This is a genomic window from Streptomyces sp. NPDC014801 (genome assembly GCF_043082085.1).
Lineage (GTDB): Bacteria > Actinomycetota > Actinomycetes > Streptomycetales > Streptomycetaceae > Streptomyces.
The window spans coordinates 497192-513190 of sequence record NZ_JBIBXG010000003.1; the positions used below are offsets into that span (position 1 = coordinate 497192).

Below are 15999 nucleotides of genomic sequence, written 5' to 3' on the forward strand. Positions count from 1 at the left end.
GGTCGGGGCGGTCGGGGCCCACGGTGGCGTGCGCAGGCCGGGGCGCCCGGGGCGCTCGGGGCGCTCGGCGCGGACGGCGCGGACGGGGGCGGGGCGGTCGGGGCCACGGTCGCGTCGGCCGGTCGCCGCAGTCCCGCCGCAGCGCACGTCGCCGGTACCCGCCGGTCGCCGCCCCGGCCCCCGGGTCCGGTACGTCGGCGCAGTGCCCCGCGTCCGGTACGTCAGCGCAGTGCCCCGCGTCCGGTACGTCGGCGCAGTGCCCCGCGTCCGCTACGTCAGCGCAGTCTCGGCGCCCGTTCCCCGGCGTCCACCGGGCCGTCGCCGGACTCCACCGCGCTCGCCAGGTCGCGGGCCCAGCCGACGACAGCGCCGAGGTCCATGCCGTGGGGCCGCTCCTCGCCCGTGGCCGCCGTCCACTCCTCGACGGCGCCCGCCCCGCGCCGCAGCAGCCGCGCCCCGCCGGTCGCGTTCCCGCGGGCCGCGTGCGTGAGGCCCACCGCGAGCTGGGCGAGCCCCCGCCACAGCCCGCGCTCCCGCTCCGGCCCCGACTTCCAGGCGTCCTCGAACACCTCGTGCGCGTGGAAGGGCCGCCCCGCGTCCAGCAAGGCCTGCGCCTCGGTCACCGTCTGAGCCGGGGTGCGCACCACGCCCTCCGGCTGCCGGGCCACGCCCGGGGTGCCGTACGGCAGGGGCCGGCCCAGCCCGTCCCGGGGCCGCGCGTTGCGCGCCCGCCCCTCGCCGTCCCGGTCCCGGTCGCCGCCGGGCCGCGGGGAAGAGATGCCGTCGTCGGATGCCGTGCCACCGGTGCCTGCCATGCCTCGATTGTCCCGTGCGGCCCGTGCCCCCTTCGGCGCAGCCCCCGGCGTGGGGTAAAGTGCTGTTCGCGCGATCACGCGGGGACATCCCCGTGCGACGGCGCGGCCGGGACGTGGCGCAGCTTGGTAGCGCACTTGACTGGGGGTCAAGGGGTCGCAGGTTCAAATCCTGTCGTCCCGACGGGAGCAACGCTCCATCGTCGCAGGCCGAAGGGCTCTGTCTCACTTGAGTGAGGCGGGGCCCTCGGTCGTTTCCGGGCGCGTGTGCGGCGCCCCCCCCGCCATCCCCGCGCCCCCCGCCATCCGGCCGCGCCCCGTGCCATCCAGGACACCCAGCGCCCCACAGGGGCCGAACGGCCCTGTCGCGGTGCATCCGCTCTCGCCAGGCTGCCTGTATGGGCGTGAGCGGAGGTGTGCGATGGGAGACAGCGGCCGGCGGGGGGAAGACAACGGGAAACTGAGAGTGTCGGTGGAGCGCGTGGGCGGCTGGACGGTGGCCCGGCTGGCCGGCGAGATCGACCTGCTGACCGGACCGGGGCTGCGCACGCACCTCGTGGCGCTCGTGGCCGACCACGGCGGACGGCCCCAGGTGGTCATCGACCTCGGGGACGTCACGTTCTGCGACGCGCACGGGCTCGGCGTGCTCGTCGGCGCGCAGCGCTCCGCCGTGCGGCGCGGCGGCACGGTCCGCGTGGTGGTGCCCGAGGGAGGCGTCCGCCGGATGCTGCGCGTGACGCGGCCCACCCACGACCTGGAGGTGCACGGGACGATCGGCGACGCCGTCGCCCCCCGGTGAGCGGCAGGACGGCGACCACGGGGCGACACGCGAGCACGACCACGCGAGACGACACGCGCGCGTGCGCGGCCCTGCGGCGCGCCCCTCGCGCCGCCCGCCCGCCCGGCGCGTGCGGGTCAGTCCGTCACGCCGCCCACCCGGCGGGTCAGTTCGCGGGCCACCCGGCCCACCTCCGCCGCCATGCGCTCCCGCTGCTCCTCGTCGACCTCCGCGCCGGGGAAGGTGACCGCCACGCCCGCGATCGGGTGGGCGCTGTGGTCCAGCACCGCCGCGGCCACCGACGAGAAACCGGTCGTGATCTCGTCCTCCTCCGTCGCGTAGCCGCGCCGGCGCACCTCCGTCAGCAGGTGGCGCAGCGCCGACAGCGAGGCCGGGCCCAGCTCGTTGCGGCGTACGAACGCCGACGGGTCCGGGAACAACGCCCTGACCTGCGCCTGCGGCAACCGGGCCAGGACGGCGCGCCCGCTGGCCGTCAGATGCGCGGGCAGACGTACCCCCACCTCGGTGACCAGCGGCGGACGGCCGGGCGCGCGCTCCTCGATCACGTAGACGACCTCGCGGCCGTGCAGCACCGCGAGGTGCGCGTTGTGCCCCGTGCGGTCCACGAGCCGGGCGAGCGGCACCCGCGCCAGGCGTTCGAACGGCGCCTGGCGGCTGTAGCCCGAGCCCAGCTCGAACGCGCTCAGACCGAGCCCGTACCGCCGCTCCTCCGGCAGGTGCACCACGAACCCCTCACGGGCGAGCGTGTCGAGCAGGTGGTACGTCGTCGAGCGGGGCACCCCGACGTCCCGGCTGATCGCCGCGGCGGGCACCGGACCGGCCTGCCCGGCGAGGTAACGGAGGATGGCGAGCACCTGGGCGGCGGCTGGTACGACGGACATGGCGCGAGCGTACGTCCGCCCGAGCCGTCCGGACTCCGCCCCGAGCCGTCCGGACTCCGCCCCGTCCGTCAGCGTCCGTCGGCGTCCGTCAGGCCAGCGGACCCACCGCCGCCTCCGCCCGCGCCAGTGCCGCGCCGGAGGCGACGTACGCGACCGTGGCCTCGATCTCGGGCGCCAGCCAGCGGTCGGGGCCGGGGCCCGCCACGACCTCGCGCAGGCCGTCGCGCACCGCTCCCGTGCCGGGCGCGGGCGTGAGCGGGGCACGCAGGTCGAGCGCGCGGGCGGCCGTGTACAGCTCGACGGCGAGGACCCGGCCGAGGCCGTCCACCGCGCGGCGCAGCTTGCGGGCGGCGGCCCAGCCCATCGACACGTGGTCCTCCTGCATGGCGCTGGAGGGGATCGAGTCGACGGACGCGGGCGCGGCGAGCCGCTTGAGCTCCGAGACGATCGCGGCCTGCGTGTACTGGGCGATCATGTGGCCGGAGTCCACGCCGGGGTCGTCGGCGAGGAAGGCGTTGAGGCCGTGGTTGCGGGCCGGGTCCAGGAAGCGGTCGGTGCGCCGCTCGGAGATCGACGCCAGGTCGGCCACCGAGATGGCGAGGAAGTCGAGGACGGCGGCGACCGGCGCGCCGTGGAAGTTGCCGTTGGACTCCACGCGCCCGTCCAGCGTGACGACGGGGTTGTCGACGGCGCCGGCCAGCTCGCGCGAGGCGACCAGTTCGGCGTGCGCGAGGGTGTCCCGCACGGTGCCGTGCACCTGCGGCGAGCAGCGCAGCGAGTACGCGTCCTGCACGCGGGTGCACTCGGGGCCGCGGTGGCTGGCCACGACGGCCGAACCGGCGAGCAGCGCCCGCAGGTTGGCGGCGCTGTCGGCCTGTCCCGGGTGCGGCCGCAGGGCCTGCAGGTCGGCGGCGAACACGGCGTCCGTGCCGAGCTGCCCCTCGACGCTCATCGCGGCCGTGATGTCGGCGATCCGCACCAGGCGCCGCAGGTCGTGGCAGGCGAGGACGAGCATGCCGAGCATGCCGTCGGTGCCGTTGATGAGGGCGAGCCCCTCCTTCTCGCGGAGCACGACGGGGGTGATCCCCGCCTCGGCGAGCGCGTCGGCCGCGTCCCGCGGCTCGCCCCGCGCGTCACGCACCCGGCCCTCGCCCATCACGGCGAGCGCGCAGTGCGCGAGCGGCGCGAGGTCGCCGGAACAGCCGAGCGAGCCGTACTCGTGCACCACCGGCGTGATCCCGGCGTTCAGCAGTGCCGCGTAGGTCTCGGCGACCTCGGCCCGCACCCCGGTGCGGCCGGTCGCGAGTGTCGACAGGCGCAGCAGCATCAGCGCGCGGACGACCTCGCGCTCCACCTCGGGCCCGGAGCCAGCGGCGTGCGAGCGGACCAGGCTGCGCTGCAGCTGGGCGCGCAGCGCGGTGGGGATGTGCCGGGTGGCCAGGGCCCCGAACCCGGTGGAGACCCCGTAGTGGGGCACCACGTCGTCCGCGAGGCTCTCGATGACCTCACGGCTGCGCGCGATCTCCTTCAGCGCGTCCTGGGCGAGCACGACGGGCGCGTCGTGGCGGGCGACCGCGACGACGTCCTCGGGGGAGAGGGGGCCGACATTCACTTCCACGTTCATGACTCCATGAACCCCCATCCCGGTGTCGTCCCGCGACGGCTCCGGCGGAGTCCGTGTCCGGTATCCCAGACGTTCCGCCGCCGGCCGATGCGGCGCCGGCGACGACCAGCGCTGTGGGGGTGCCGGACCTGGACCCGGTGCTCGACGTGGGCGCCCGCACGGCCCGCGCCGGGGCGCGGCTGATCCACACGGTGCCGACCGCGCGGGCGTGACCGGTGCGCGGGGACTACCCTGAGCAGCTTCGAGCCGGGCTCCGCGGTGGTGCCCCGGCCGCTGCCCACGACACGGCGGAAGGAGCGCGGTGATCCCCGTCCCCGCGGAAGCGACGGTCCTGACGTATCCCGAGGAGGCCGTCCCGGCCGCGCTGCGACGGCAGGTGCGGGCGCTGCAGGAGGACGCGTGGCCGTCCTCCGACCCGGCGGACGCGCTGTCCGACGCGCCCGTCCACGACCCCGCGCTGCGCCCGCTGTCGATGCTGCTCGTGGCCGACGGCACGGTGCTCGCCGCGCTCGACGTGCTGACCAAGGAGATCACCCACGCCGGGCGGCGCTGGGCGGCCGGCGGGCTGAGCACGGTGGTGACCCGCCGGGAGGCGCGCGGCCGGGGCCACGGCAGGCGCCTGGTGCGCACCGCCCGGGAGGCGATGGCCGAAGCGGGCCTGGAGATCGGCCTGTTCACCTGCGACCGCCCGCTGCAGGCGTTCTACGAGAGCGCCGGCTGGCGGCGCCTGCCCGGCACCGTCCTGGTCGGCGGCACGCCCGAGTCGCCCTTCCCGAGCGACTGGTCGCCCTTCGACAAGGTCACGATGGCCTGCTTCTTCACCCCCGACAGCCGCGCCGCCGAACCGTCGTTCCACGACAGCCGGATCGCCCTGCACTCGGGGCGCATCGACAAGCTCTGGTGACGGACGGGCTGCCCGGCTCCCCGTCGACGCGGGCCCCCACTCCCGTCAGGGCGAGGGCGACGCCGGCTTGGTGAAGCGGTCGAGGAGGGCGTCCAGGCCGGTGGCCAGGCCCTCGGGGCCGCCGCGTTCGGCCACGGCCGGCGCGAGGCGGCGCAGGGTCGGCAGTTCCTGGGACGGCAGCCGGTGCAGGCCCAGGCGGAAGGCCGGGTCCGGTTCGTCGGGGTTGTCGACCATGGGGCGCAGTTCGACGGAGACGTAACCGAGCAGCCAGCCGAGGACGGCCTCGAAGGCGGCGGCGGTCGTGGACTCCTCCAGCCCGGCCTTCTCCAGCAGCGCCAGCACCCGTTCGTGGCTGCGCAGCACCGGCAGCGGCCGGCGGGCCATCGGTACGGCCAGGAGCCGGGTGGTCAGCAGCGGTACCGCGTGCGGGTGGTCCAGGCACACGTCGTACAGCGTCCGGGCGAAGCGGTGCAGGCCGGCACGCCAGTCGTCCGCGTCCGTGCCGTCCGCGTCCGTGCCGTCCGCGCGCGTGTCGGCCGCCTCGGCCGCCCCCGTGCCGTCCGCGCTCTTGTCGTCCGCGTCCGGCTCGTCCGCGTCCGGCTCGTCCGCGTCCGGGCGGTCGGCGTCCAGGCGGGCGTGCAGCTCCAGGTGCATCGCCTCCACCAGGCCGTCGAGCAGCGCGTCCTTGCCCTCCGCGTACCGGTACAGGGCCATCGCCTCAACGCCCAGTTCGGCTCCCAGCCGCCGCATGCTCAGGGCGCTCAGCCCCTCGCGGTCGACCAGCTCCAGCGCGGTCGCCAGCACACGCTCGCGGCTCAGCCGGCCGTAGCGGCCCCGGTCGCTGGCACGCCGGGCCGGCGGGGTCTGCGGATTCTTCGCCATACGCGGGTCCCTCCTCGCTGACTTGACCATACGCGTACCAGGGGTCATCCTGTCTGTATACGGCGTAAACGTACGGGTTACGGATACGGCCACGCGACACGGCCGCCGGGACCCTACGCGCACGCCCGTCCCCCGACCCCCGGCAAGCGGCGGCAAGGTGAGCGACATGGGGCTTTCCTTCCTGCACGGACCCCGCGACCGGGGTGGACCCGGCCTCCCGGCCCCCGGGGACCTGCCCCCGCAGCGCGGCTTCGCGTTGCCCGCCTACGCCCGTGACGGCTACGACGATCCGCGCGCCGCCGAGCACCTGCGCCAGATCGCCTACGCGGGCGCCAACTGGGTCCAGCTCACGCCCACCTGGTACCAGCCGGCCGCCGCGGCCGACGTCATCCGTCCCTCCGTCACCACGCCCACCGACGAGGGCATCGCCCGGATGATCCACCTGGCCCACGCCCACGGCCTGAACGCCCTGCTCAAGCCCCACCTCGACCTGGACGACGCCGGCCCCCGAAACACGATCCGCCCCACCCGGCCCGACCTGTGGTTCGCCGCCTACGCCGAGTTCATCGCCCACTACGCGCGCCTCGCGGCCCGCTACGGCGCCGACGCCTTCGCCGTGGGCACCGGACTCGCCGGCACGGCCGGCGACCGCGACCGCTGGATCGCCGTGGTCGAGCGCACCCGCGTGGTCTACGGCGGCTCGCTGCTCTACGCGGCGGACCACGACACCTACGAGCGCGTCGCGTTCTGGGACGCGGTCGATCTCATCGGCGTCGACGCCCACTGGCCGCTGCCCGGGCCGGACGCCGACGCCCGGGCCCTCGCCCAGGCGTGGCGCCCCATCCGTGACACGCTCGCGGAGTTCGCCGCCCGCACCGGCCGCCCCGTCCTCTTCGCCGAGGCCGGATACAGCAGTGTGCGCGGCGCGCTCACCACACCCGGCGGTGCGGTACGACCCGTCACGCCCGACACGGCGCACCAGGCCGCCGGCTACGAGGCGCTGCTGCGCACGTTCACCGGACAGCCCTGGTGGGCCGGCGTCCACTGGTGGGTCTGGGCGCAGCTGCCGGCGCCGGTGGACCGCGTCCGGTCGCTGGACTACTCCGCGCACGGCAAACAGGCCGAGCACGTCGTCGCCCGGTGGTGGGCCGGTCCGAGAGAAGCCGCCCTGTCCGCGCGGGACGGCCCGGTGGGAGGCAGGGCACCATGACGGCCATCGAGGACTACGCGTTGCTCGGCGACATGGGCACCGCGGCCATGGTCGGCCGCAACGGCTCCGTCGACTGGCTGTGCCTGCCCCGCTTCGACTCCCCGGCCTGCCTGGCGACCCTGGTCGGCAGGCCCGACAACGGGTTCTGGCGGATCGCCCCGACCGGCGGCGCGAGCGTCTGCGCCGGCCGCGCCTACCGGCCCGACACCCTGATCCTGGACAGCTGGTGGCGCACCGGGACCGGCGTCGTACGGGTCACCGACTTCATGCCGCCCGCCTCCCCGCTGCCCTGTCTCGTACGGATGGTGGAGGGCGTCGCGGGCGAGGTGACGCTGCGCAGCGAACTGCGGCTGCGCTTCCACCAGGGCCGCGTCGTGCCCTGGGTGCGCGCCGTGGACGGCTGCACCATCGCCGTCGCCGGGCCGGACGCGGTGTGGCTGCGCATCGACGGCGACGCCCGGCTGTCCGGCGACGAGCACGCCACCGTCGCCGAGTTCACCGTGCCCGCCGGACGGCGGATCGCGCTCGTCCTGGCCTGGGCCCCCTCGCACCACACCGCCCCGCCCGCCCCGCTCGCCGTGCCGGCCGAGACCCTGCTGAAGGAGACCGCCGACCACTGGCGCGACTGGGCCGGCAACTGCCGCTACCAGGGGCCCTGGCGGGACGCCGTGGTGCGCTCCCTGATCACCCTCAAGGCCCTCACCTACGCCCCCACCGGCGGCATCGTCGCCGCCCCGACCACCTCGCTGCCCGGCTCCATCGGCGGCGAACGCAACTGGGACCAGCGCTACTGCTGGCTGCGCGACTCCACCATGACCCTGTCCTGCCTGCTGCGCAGCGGCTACCGGAAGGAGGCGGAGGCCTGGCTGGACTGGCTGGTGCGCGCGGTCGCCAGCGATCCGGCCGACCTGCAGTCCGTCTACGGCGTGCTGGGCCAGCGGCTGCTGCGCGAGACCGAGGCGCCCTGGCTGGCCGGCTACGAGGGCTCACGCCCCGTCCGGTTCGGCAACACCCCGGAGGGAGGCTTCCAGCTCGATGTCTACGGCGAGGTGCTCGACACCCTCTACCAGTCGCTGCGGGCGGGCATCCCCATGCCGGCGCACGTCTGGGAGCTGGTGGACGCCCTGATGGGCTTCCTGCTGCGGCACTGGCGCGAACCCGACCAGGGCGTCTGGCAGGTGCGCGGCCCCCGCCGTCACTTCGTGCACTCCAAGGTCATGGTGTGGGTGGCCGCCGACCGCGCCCTGCGCATGGGCAAGCTGCTCGGCCGCAACGGGTCCTCCGAGCAGTGGTGGGCCCTGCGGCAGGAGGTGCACCGGCAGGTCTGCCGGGAGGGCTGGGACGCCGGGCAGGGCTCCTTCGTGCAGTCCTACGGCTCCACCGCCCTGGACGCCACCGCCCTGCTGCTGCCCCGGCTCGGCTTCCTCTCCGCGCGGGACACCCGCGTGCACGGCACCCTGCGGGCGCTCGGCGCCCTGGAGGAGGGCGGCTTCCTGCGCCGCTACGCACCCGGCGGCGACCGGGTGCACACCGTGGACGGCATGGCCGGCCGCGAAGGAGCGTTCGTCTCCTGCTCCTTGTGGTATGCGGATACCCTCGCCGCGACCGGCCATGTCCCGCAGGCGCGCGAGGTGTTCGAGCGGGTCCTCGCCGTCCGCAACGACGTGGGACTGCTCGCCGAGCAGTGGGACCCGGTCGCCGGCCGGCAACTGGGCAACGCCCCCACGGCGGTCAGCCACCTGGCCCTGGCCGAGACCGCGTTCTCCCTGTCAGGAGCACCATCCCCGTATCCCCGTACGCCGGCAGCGTAGGGTCGGCGTCGATCCGGGTGACCGTCAGCTCCTCCGTCAGCGGCGCGAACACCTCGGCGACCCGCTCACCGTCCACCGGGCAGCCCGGCCAGCGCGAGGCCGCGCCGATGCGGTAGGTGGGCAGGTTCTCCATGAACGCCGCCACCAGGTGCCCGCCGGGGACCACACACCGCGCGAAGTGCCCGCAGAAGGCGGCGAACTCCTCGGCGTCCTCGCTCGCCCCCTCCGCCACGAAGTGCATCGACGCCAGCGCGTACTGCCCGGACGGCAGCGCCCGCACGTCGCCGTGGATCACGCGCACCCCGGCCAGCGCTTCCGGCAGCGTCCCCGGCAGCCGCGGGTCCAGCCGCCGGCACAGCGCGTGGAAGCGGCGCCAGCACGCGTCCGGGCCGGCCGCCAACTGCCGTCGCAGATAGGCCACGTTGGCCGCGCCCGTCTCGACCGCGTCGATGCGGCGGCTGACCGGGGCGGCCGACAGCAGCGGGTAGAGGTTGGGGCCGGCGCCGAACTCCACCGTGCGGGCCAGGGAGCCGGCGGGCAGCGTCCGGTAGTAGGCGGCGTGGTGGGCGATGACGGCGGCGTCGCACGGGTGCAGCTCGCGGTAGTTCTCGGCGAGGTAGTCCTCGACGGGCCAGCCGTCCCAGTCCACGTCGTCGTTGCGGATCGGCATCGGCGCCCCCCTCAGGCGCGGTGCCGCAGCGCGCCCCGCGCGTCCAGCGCGGTCAGCGCCTCGCCCAGCCGGTCGATGTCCTCGTCGGAGTTCAGCGCCGTGATCTGCGCCCGGAAGCCGACCTGCCGGCGCGGCACCAGCGGATACGCCGCGAGCGTGACGTAGATGCCGCGCTCCCACAGGAAGGCGGCGGTGTCCTCCAGGGTGCCCGCGTCCGCCAGCGGGATCTCCACGAGGGGCAGCTCGCCCTCGCACGGCGTGTCCAGGCGCAGCGCGCGCACCAGCTCCAGCACCCGGGCCGACTTGCGGTACAGGTCGGCGCGGATCGCGTCGCCCCGGCGGTCGTTGACCTCCAGCCCGGCCAGCGCGGTGGCCAGCGAGGCGGTGGGCGAGGGACCGGAGTACAGGTAGGGGCCGGCCGCGATCTTCAGCTGGTTCTTCAGCGCGGTCGGCAGCGCGAGGAAGGCCAGCAGCGAGGAGTACGCCTTGGAGAAACCGCCCACCAGCACGATCCCGTCGTAGGAGGTGCCGGTGTGGCGGACCACGCTGTTGCCGCGCGAGCCGTACGGGCAGGGCTCGGCGGGCGAGCGTTCGCCGATGACGCCGAAGCCGTGGGCGTCGTCGACGTACAGCGTGGCGCCGCGCCGCCGGCAGATCGCGGCCAGCTCCGGCAGGTCGGGCACGTTGCCGCTCATGCTGTTCACGCCGTCCAGGCACACCAGCCGCGGGGTGTGCGACGGTGCGTCCCGCAGCAGCGCGTCCAGCTCGTCCGGCCGGTCGGCGTGGAACCGGTGCAGGGTCGCGCCCTGGCCCCGGGCCACCAGGCACCCCTCGTACACGGTGCGGTGGGCGGTGGCCTCCACGAACACGTCGCCCTGCTCCGCCAGCACCGGGATCACCGCGTGGTGGATGAGGGTGGCCGTCGGCAGCAGCAGGGTGTCCTCGGCGCCGAGCAGCGCGGTGAGCCGCTCCTCGATGTCCGGGTAGAGCCGGGGGTTGCCGAGCAGCCGCGACCAGCTCGGGTGGGTGCCCCAGTGCCGGACGGCCGGGCCGATCGCCTCCATGATCTCCGGGTCCTGGTCGAAGCCGAGGTAGTTGCAGGAGGCGAAGTCGATCAGCCAGTGGTCGCCGCAGCGGATGTGCCGGCCGCGCACCTCGTCGAGCACCGCGTCGGTCATCGGACTGGTCCGGCGCAGCCGGTCCAGGTCCCGCCACCGGGGGTCGCGCCGTACCGGCGCCAGGGGGGCGTACGGCTCGGCCATGGCGGGGGGTCCCCACACGGGGGGCTCGGGCGGCACGAGGGGCTCGGCGGACTCGGGGGCGGCCCTCCTGCGCGGGGGGCTTGTGCGGTGGGTGGCGCTCCGGCCGTCGTGGGCGCCCGCCCGGTGCGGGGTGGCCGGGCGCGGCGTGGCGGTCCTGCCAGCGGCGCCGCCGGAGCGCGGGGCGTTCCCGTTGCCCGTGGCGCCGCCGAGGCGCGGGGGGTTCCCGCTGTCCGTGGCGCTGCCGGTGTGCCCGGCGTTCCCGCCGTCCGTCGCGTGTCCCGTACGGGGGGCGCTCCCGCCGCCCGTCGAACTCCGGCCGTCCGTCGCCCTCCCGCCGTCCTCCGCCGCGTGTCCGCCGTCCGGGGGTGCGGAGGCCGGCAACGGGGGTGTCGGCGCCCGCCGCGCTCGGGGCGGTGCTCCTGCCTCCGCGGGACCGCCGCCCCGTGCGGTCCCGGGTGCCGGCGGAAGAGGTGCCAGAGCCCGCTGGACGCCGTCGACGCCGTCGACGCCGTGGAGACCGCGGACGCCGTCGATGCCGCCGGTGCGCGCCGCCGCCGGTTCGCCGGTGGTGACCCGGCCGGCGGCCCCGGCCGTACCCGTCCGGGGCGCCCCGACGAGCGGGGCGGTCCTGCTCAGCACGGCCTCCGTCTCGTCCAGCGGCATCGGCCGCGCGAACAGATAGCCCTGCCCGAACCGGCAGCCCATGTCGGCCAGCAGCTCGCGCTGCGCCGCGTGTTCGATGCCCTCCGCGATCACCGTCAGGCCGAGGGTGTCGGCGATCCGGACGATCCCCTCCACGAGCGCCACCTGGCGCGGGTCGCCCGGCACATCGTCGATGAACGTCTTGTCGATCTTCAGGACGTCGAGGGGGAACTCCCGCAGATAGCGCAGCGAGGAGAACCCGGTGCCGAAGTCGTCCACCGCGATGCGCACCCCGAGGTCCCGGACCCGGCCGATGGCGGTGTCGATCTGCTCGTCGCGCTGCATCAGCACGGACTCGGTCAGCTCCAGCTGCAGCGAGCGCGGTTCGAGCGCCGCCCGGTCCAGTGCCTGGCACACCGCGCCCAGGAAGCCGGGGTCCCGCCACTGCCGGCCGGAGACGTTGACGCTGACGTACGGCGGGTCCGGCGGCTGCCAGCGGCGCTGCAGCCGGGCGATGTCGGCGACGGCGCTGCGCAGGATCCACGAGCCGAGCGGGGTGATCTGGCCGGTCTCCTCGGCGAGCGGGATGAACTGCTCCGGCGGCACCAGTCCGCTCGGGGCGTGTGGCCAGCGGGCCAGCGCCTCGAAGCCCACCACCTGCGGCGTGGGCTCGCCGAGGTCGACGACCGGCTGGTAGCACAGCGCGAACCGTTCCTGCGCGATCGCGTCGTCGAGGTGGGCCAGCAGGTCGTGCCGCTGCGCCACCCGCACCCGCAGCTGCGGCATGAAGCGGCGCCACTGCCGCTTGCCGGCCGCCTTCGCCGCGTAGAGCGCCATGTCGGCCAGGGCCAGCAGCTCCTCCGCGTCGCCGCTGTCCAGCGCGGTGGCCACCCCCACGCTCGCGGAGACGGTGACGGTCTCGTCGGCGAGGTGGAAGGGGCGGCTGAACGCCTGGATCAGCTGGGCGGCGAGCAGTTCGGCGTCCAGCGGCTGCCGTGCGTCCTCCATCAGCACCGCGAACTCGTCCCCGCCGAGCCGGGCGGCGGTGTCGCTGCGGCGCAGGGTGTGCGCGAGCCGCTCGCCCACGGCCTTCAGCAGCCGGTCGCCGGCCGAGTGCCCGAGGGTGTCGTTGACGGTCTTGAAGTCGTCGAGGTCCAGGAAGAGGACGCAGGTCAGCGTGGACTCGCGGCGGCCGCGCAGCAGCGCGCGGGCGGTGCGCTCCAGCAGCAGCGTCCGGTTGGGCAGGCCGGTCAGCGGGTCGTGGAAGGCGCGCTGGGTGAGTTCCTGCTCCAGCTGCCGCTGCTCGGTGACGTCCCGCAGGGTGACGACCAGGCCGCCCACGGTGGTGTCCTGCCGCAGGTCGCTGCACCGCACCTCCACCTCGACCCGGGTGTCACCGCGCAGCACCCACCAGTGGTCGTGCGCCTCCTGGCGGCCGTGCCGGCCCAGCACACCCAGCGTGCGGTCCACCCGGTCCCGGTCGCCCGGCGCGACCAGTTCGCGCAGGGCGGTGCCGGTCAGGTCGGCGCGTCCGAACACCGCCCGCGCCGACGGGCTGGCGTAGCGCACGGTGGTGTCGTCGTCGACGATGAGGATGACGTCGGAGGCGTTGCGCACCAGGGTCCTGAAGTACGCCTCGCTCTCCCGGCGCACGATCTCCTGCCGCAGCGCCACGCGTTCCACGGCGAGCCCCGCGTGCGAGGCGAGGATCTCCAGCGCGCCGCGCACCTCGCTCAGCCGCCGCTCCGGTGCGGCCGCCACCAGCGCGCCCGCCGGCTCGGTGTCGGCCGAGGTGTCGGGCGGCGCCATCGCGCAGACCAGGGCGCGGGGCAGCCCGCTCAGCCGGGTCGCGAACCGGGTGCCGAGCCGGTCCACCGGCGCGGAGAACGAGCGGTGCGCCGGCTCACCCGCGCCGGCCCTCGCGGGCGGCCGGCCGAGGGAGTCGTAGAGCTCCCGCGCCTGCCGCGCGGTGAGCAGCAGCGAGCGGTGCGGTACGTCCGGTCCGAACAGGTTGCCCACCGCCCGCACGCACACCGTGGTGATCTCCTGGGGTGTCATCGCCGCCGCCAGGGCGACGGTCGCCGTGCGCAGGGTCTGCTCCCGGGCCATGGCCTTGCGGTGCGCGACGACCATCACCGTGAGCCGGAAGATGACGAGCAGGAACATCAGCGTGGAGAAGCAGGCCAGCGCGGTGGCGTCGTGCACCCGGCCCATCCGCTCCTCCACGAGCAGCAGCGCCGGGGCGATCAGGGTGGCCGCGGTGAGCAGCACCAGCCGGTGCCAGCGCAGCAGCAGCGACTGTGGCCGGGGCTCGGCGGCGGTCAGCTCCGCCATGTCCGGGTGCAGCCCGGCCAGTCCCCAGGCCGTGTAGAACACGACCCAGCCGGAGTCCAGCAGTGTGCCGGTCTGCCAGGTCCCGTTGAGCTGCAGGAAGCCGTAGGCGATGTCGAAGCACAGCAGGGTGAAGGTGCCCACCACCAGCAGCTGGACGCTCCGGTTCGGGGCGCCGACGCGGCTCGGCGCGAGCAGCCGGGCCAGCATCGCCAGCACCATCAGGTCCCCGAGCGGGTAGGCGACGCTGATCACCCGCTGCTGCCAGGTCAGGTCCTCCTGCCCGGCCAGCGGCTGCACCAGGTACACCCACACCGGCAGCGCGACCCCCGCCGTGATGATCATCGAGTCCAGCAGACTGGGCAGGTCGCGGCCCACCCAGCGGTGCCGGACGAGCCCGAACAGCCCGGCCGCGAACAGCGGGTAGACGGCGAGATAGCAGGCGTCGGCGGGGGAGGGGAACGGGTTGGACTCGTGGAAGTACTGCTCCACCGCGTTGTAGTACGTGTCGCCGGCCGCGAAGCACAGCAGCCCGGCCGCCAGCGCGTACCACGGCCAGCGGACGGCCGGCCGGTTCAGCCGGACGCCGGCGAGCACGGCGAGCGCGCCGCCCAGCCCGATCAGCGCCCACAGCACGGTCCGCGCCGGGGGCACCAGCAGGTAGACAACGGTGAGGATCAGGACCGTCGCGAGATAGGCGGCCGGCAGCCGGCGGGACGGCAGCACTGGCACACGCCTCCCCAACTCGGAAGGAGACCGGGCGGCGTACGAAGCGTCAGCCTGGAAGGACGAACTGCGGTACCGATCCTAGGCACGCCCGGCGCGCGGCCGCATCTTCGGCCGGACGGGTGATTCCCGGGCCGGGGCGGCGTCCGGCTCCCCGTCACGTCCCGGGAGGGTGGCGCCTCAGACCTCATCGGGGCCGCTCTGGGTCCAGCGCCCGCCGTCGCCGGGCTCGTGCAGGGAGTCGGGGGAGTCGAGCGGCTGCATGCGCTGGAAGCGCCAGGCGTCGCGGCACACGTCGTCCAGGCCGTGGCGCGGTCGCCAGTTCCAGGCCCGGCCGACGGCCCCGGCGTCGGCGACCCGCCGGGCGGTGTCCCCGGCACGGCGCGGCACGATCTCGTACGGCAGCCGCCGGCCGCACACCCGGGAGAACACGCCGACGACCTCCAGCACCGAGGTCCCCCGCCCGCTGCCCAGGTTGTACACGTGCAGGCCGCGCGCGCCGGCGAGGTGGTCGAGCGCCAGCCGGTGCGCCTCGACGGCGTCCAGGACGTGCACGTAGTCGCGGACCGCGGTGCCGTCGGGCGTGGGGTAGTCGCCGCCGTACACCGGCACGTGGGGGCGGTGGCCCTCGGCGACCTGGGCGAGGAGCGGCACCAGGGACTCCTGTCCGGCGGGGCGTTCCTCGCCGAGCAGTCCGCTGGGATGCGCGCCGGCCGGGGTGAAGTGACGCAGGCAGACCACCGTGTACTCCGGCCGGTGCCGGCAGACGTCGGCGAGGACCTGTTCGCAGGCCCACTTCGACGCCGCGTAGGGGTCCTCGGGCCGTACCGGGTCGTCCTCGGCGTGGGCGCGCCCTACCGCGGGCGCGTACAGGGCGCAGGTCGAGGAGAACACCAGCTGGTGCACGCCGTGTTCGTGCATGGTGTGCAGCAGTGCGGTGGTGCCGCCGACGTTGGTGTCGTAGTACGTGACCGGGTCGCGCAGGGCCGCCTGGGCCGAGGTCAGGCCGGCGAAGTGCAGCACCACGTCCACCGGGTGGCGGGCGAACACCGCCGACAGCGCCCGGCGGTCGCGGATGTCCAGTTCGTACACGGCCCCGACGAACCGGCCCGCGAGCCGCTCGACCCGGGCGAGCACCTGCCGCAGGGCGGGGGACCGGTGGTCGACCACGATCACCTCGTAGCCGTGGTCGAGCAGGTCCACACAGGTGTGGCTGCCCAGGAAGCCGGCCCCACCGGTGACCAGGATCGTTGACGGTGCGCTCATGGACCGGGCTCCTCGCGCACGACAAAGTGTACGTTTACGACGTACACCCCACGACTCTCCTCCGCCCGCCGCGGCCCGTCAAGTACGGGGGAGCGGAAAGGCGGAGGAGAGGCGGATGCGAGGGGGCCGCAGACCGGGAGGCGCGGGCCGCGCAGCCCGCGGCCACGGTCCGACCGGCA

At 75.3% G+C, this 15999-nt stretch carries 11 protein-coding genes and 1 tRNA gene; 5 read left to right on the forward strand and 7 right to left on the reverse strand.

Going from position 1 to position 15999, the window contains the following annotated elements; genetic code table 11:
• Positions 1-275: 275 nt before the first annotated feature.
• Entirely contained in the window at positions 276-815 is a 540-nt protein-coding gene (locus ACF1AL_RS08895; protein WP_386583685.1) for a DUF309 domain-containing protein, read from the reverse strand.
• Between the two features lie 107 nt (positions 816-922).
• On the opposite strand from ACF1AL_RS08895, the gene ACF1AL_RS08900 reads away from it, so the two are divergent.
• Both ACF1AL_RS08900 and ACF1AL_RS08905 read left to right on the forward strand, forming a co-directional pair.
• A tRNA-Pro gene (locus ACF1AL_RS08900) sits at positions 923-996 on the forward strand.
• Between the two features lie 282 nt (positions 997-1278).
• Entirely contained in the window at positions 1279-1611 is a 333-nt protein-coding gene (locus ACF1AL_RS08905) for an STAS domain-containing protein (RefSeq protein ID WP_391695878.1), read from the forward strand.
• Between the two features lie 116 nt (positions 1612-1727).
• Here ACF1AL_RS08905 and ACF1AL_RS08910 read toward each other — a convergent pair whose 3' ends face one another.
• Positions 1728-2492 (reverse strand): IclR family transcriptional regulator, encoded by a 765-nt coding sequence (locus ACF1AL_RS08910; protein WP_391825644.1) that lies wholly within the window; start codon positions 2490-2492, stop codon positions 1728-1730.
• Positions 2493-2580: 88 nt separating this feature from the next.
• Positions 2581-4134 carry a histidine ammonia-lyase gene (gene hutH, locus ACF1AL_RS08915; RefSeq protein WP_391825645.1) on the reverse strand — a complete coding sequence of 518 codons (1554 nt, stop codon included), beginning with the start codon at positions 4132-4134 and terminating at the stop codon, positions 2581-2583.
• Between the two features lie 283 nt (positions 4135-4417).
• Between hutH and ACF1AL_RS08920 the strand changes: the two genes are divergently transcribed.
• Complete coding sequence (locus ACF1AL_RS08920) at positions 4418-5020, forward strand: GNAT family N-acetyltransferase (protein ID WP_391659590.1); 603 nt, start codon at positions 4418-4420, stop codon at positions 5018-5020.
• A gap of 45 nt (positions 5021-5065) precedes the next feature.
• Here the strand turns inward: ACF1AL_RS08920 and ACF1AL_RS08925 are convergent, their stop codons facing one another.
• Positions 5066-5902, reverse strand: a complete 837-nt coding sequence (locus tag ACF1AL_RS08925; protein WP_391825646.1) for a TetR/AcrR family transcriptional regulator — start codon at positions 5900-5902, stop codon at positions 5066-5068.
• 166 nt (positions 5903-6068) lie between these two features.
• Here ACF1AL_RS08925 and ACF1AL_RS08930 point away from each other — a divergent pair, with 166 nt between their 5' ends.
• Together ACF1AL_RS08930 and ACF1AL_RS08935 are read left to right on the forward strand one after the other, a co-directional pair.
• Positions 6069-7112 carry a glycoside hydrolase family 113 gene (locus ACF1AL_RS08930; RefSeq protein ID WP_391695890.1) on the forward strand — a complete coding sequence of 348 codons (1044 nt, stop codon included), beginning with the start codon at positions 6069-6071 and terminating at the stop codon, positions 7110-7112.
• On the forward strand, positions 7109-8923 hold the full coding sequence (locus ACF1AL_RS08935) for a glycoside hydrolase family 15 protein (protein WP_391695893.1): 1815 nt from the start codon (positions 7109-7111) through the stop codon (positions 8921-8923). Before ACF1AL_RS08930 ends, ACF1AL_RS08935 begins: the two co-directional genes overlap by 4 nt.
• On the opposite strand, the gene ACF1AL_RS08940 is transcribed toward ACF1AL_RS08935, so the two are convergent.
• From ACF1AL_RS08940 to galE, 3 genes are all read right to left on the reverse strand, one after another.
• Positions 8844-9593 carry a class I SAM-dependent methyltransferase gene (locus ACF1AL_RS08940; protein WP_391695896.1) on the reverse strand — a complete coding sequence of 250 codons (750 nt, stop codon included), beginning with the start codon at positions 9591-9593 and terminating at the stop codon, positions 8844-8846. The two genes, ACF1AL_RS08935 and ACF1AL_RS08940, sit on opposite strands and share 80 nt — an antisense overlap.
• Positions 9594-9604: 11 nt before the next feature.
• Positions 9605-14554, reverse strand: coding sequence for an aminotransferase class I/II-fold pyridoxal phosphate-dependent enzyme (locus tag ACF1AL_RS08945; protein ID WP_391825720.1), 4950 nt, complete (start codon positions 14552-14554; stop codon positions 9605-9607).
• Positions 14555-14734: 180 nt separating this feature from the next.
• Positions 14735-15820, reverse strand: a complete 1086-nt coding sequence (galE, locus tag ACF1AL_RS08950) for a UDP-glucose 4-epimerase GalE (protein WP_391825647.1) — start codon at positions 15818-15820, stop codon at positions 14735-14737.
• Positions 15821-15999 lie beyond the last annotated feature (179 nt).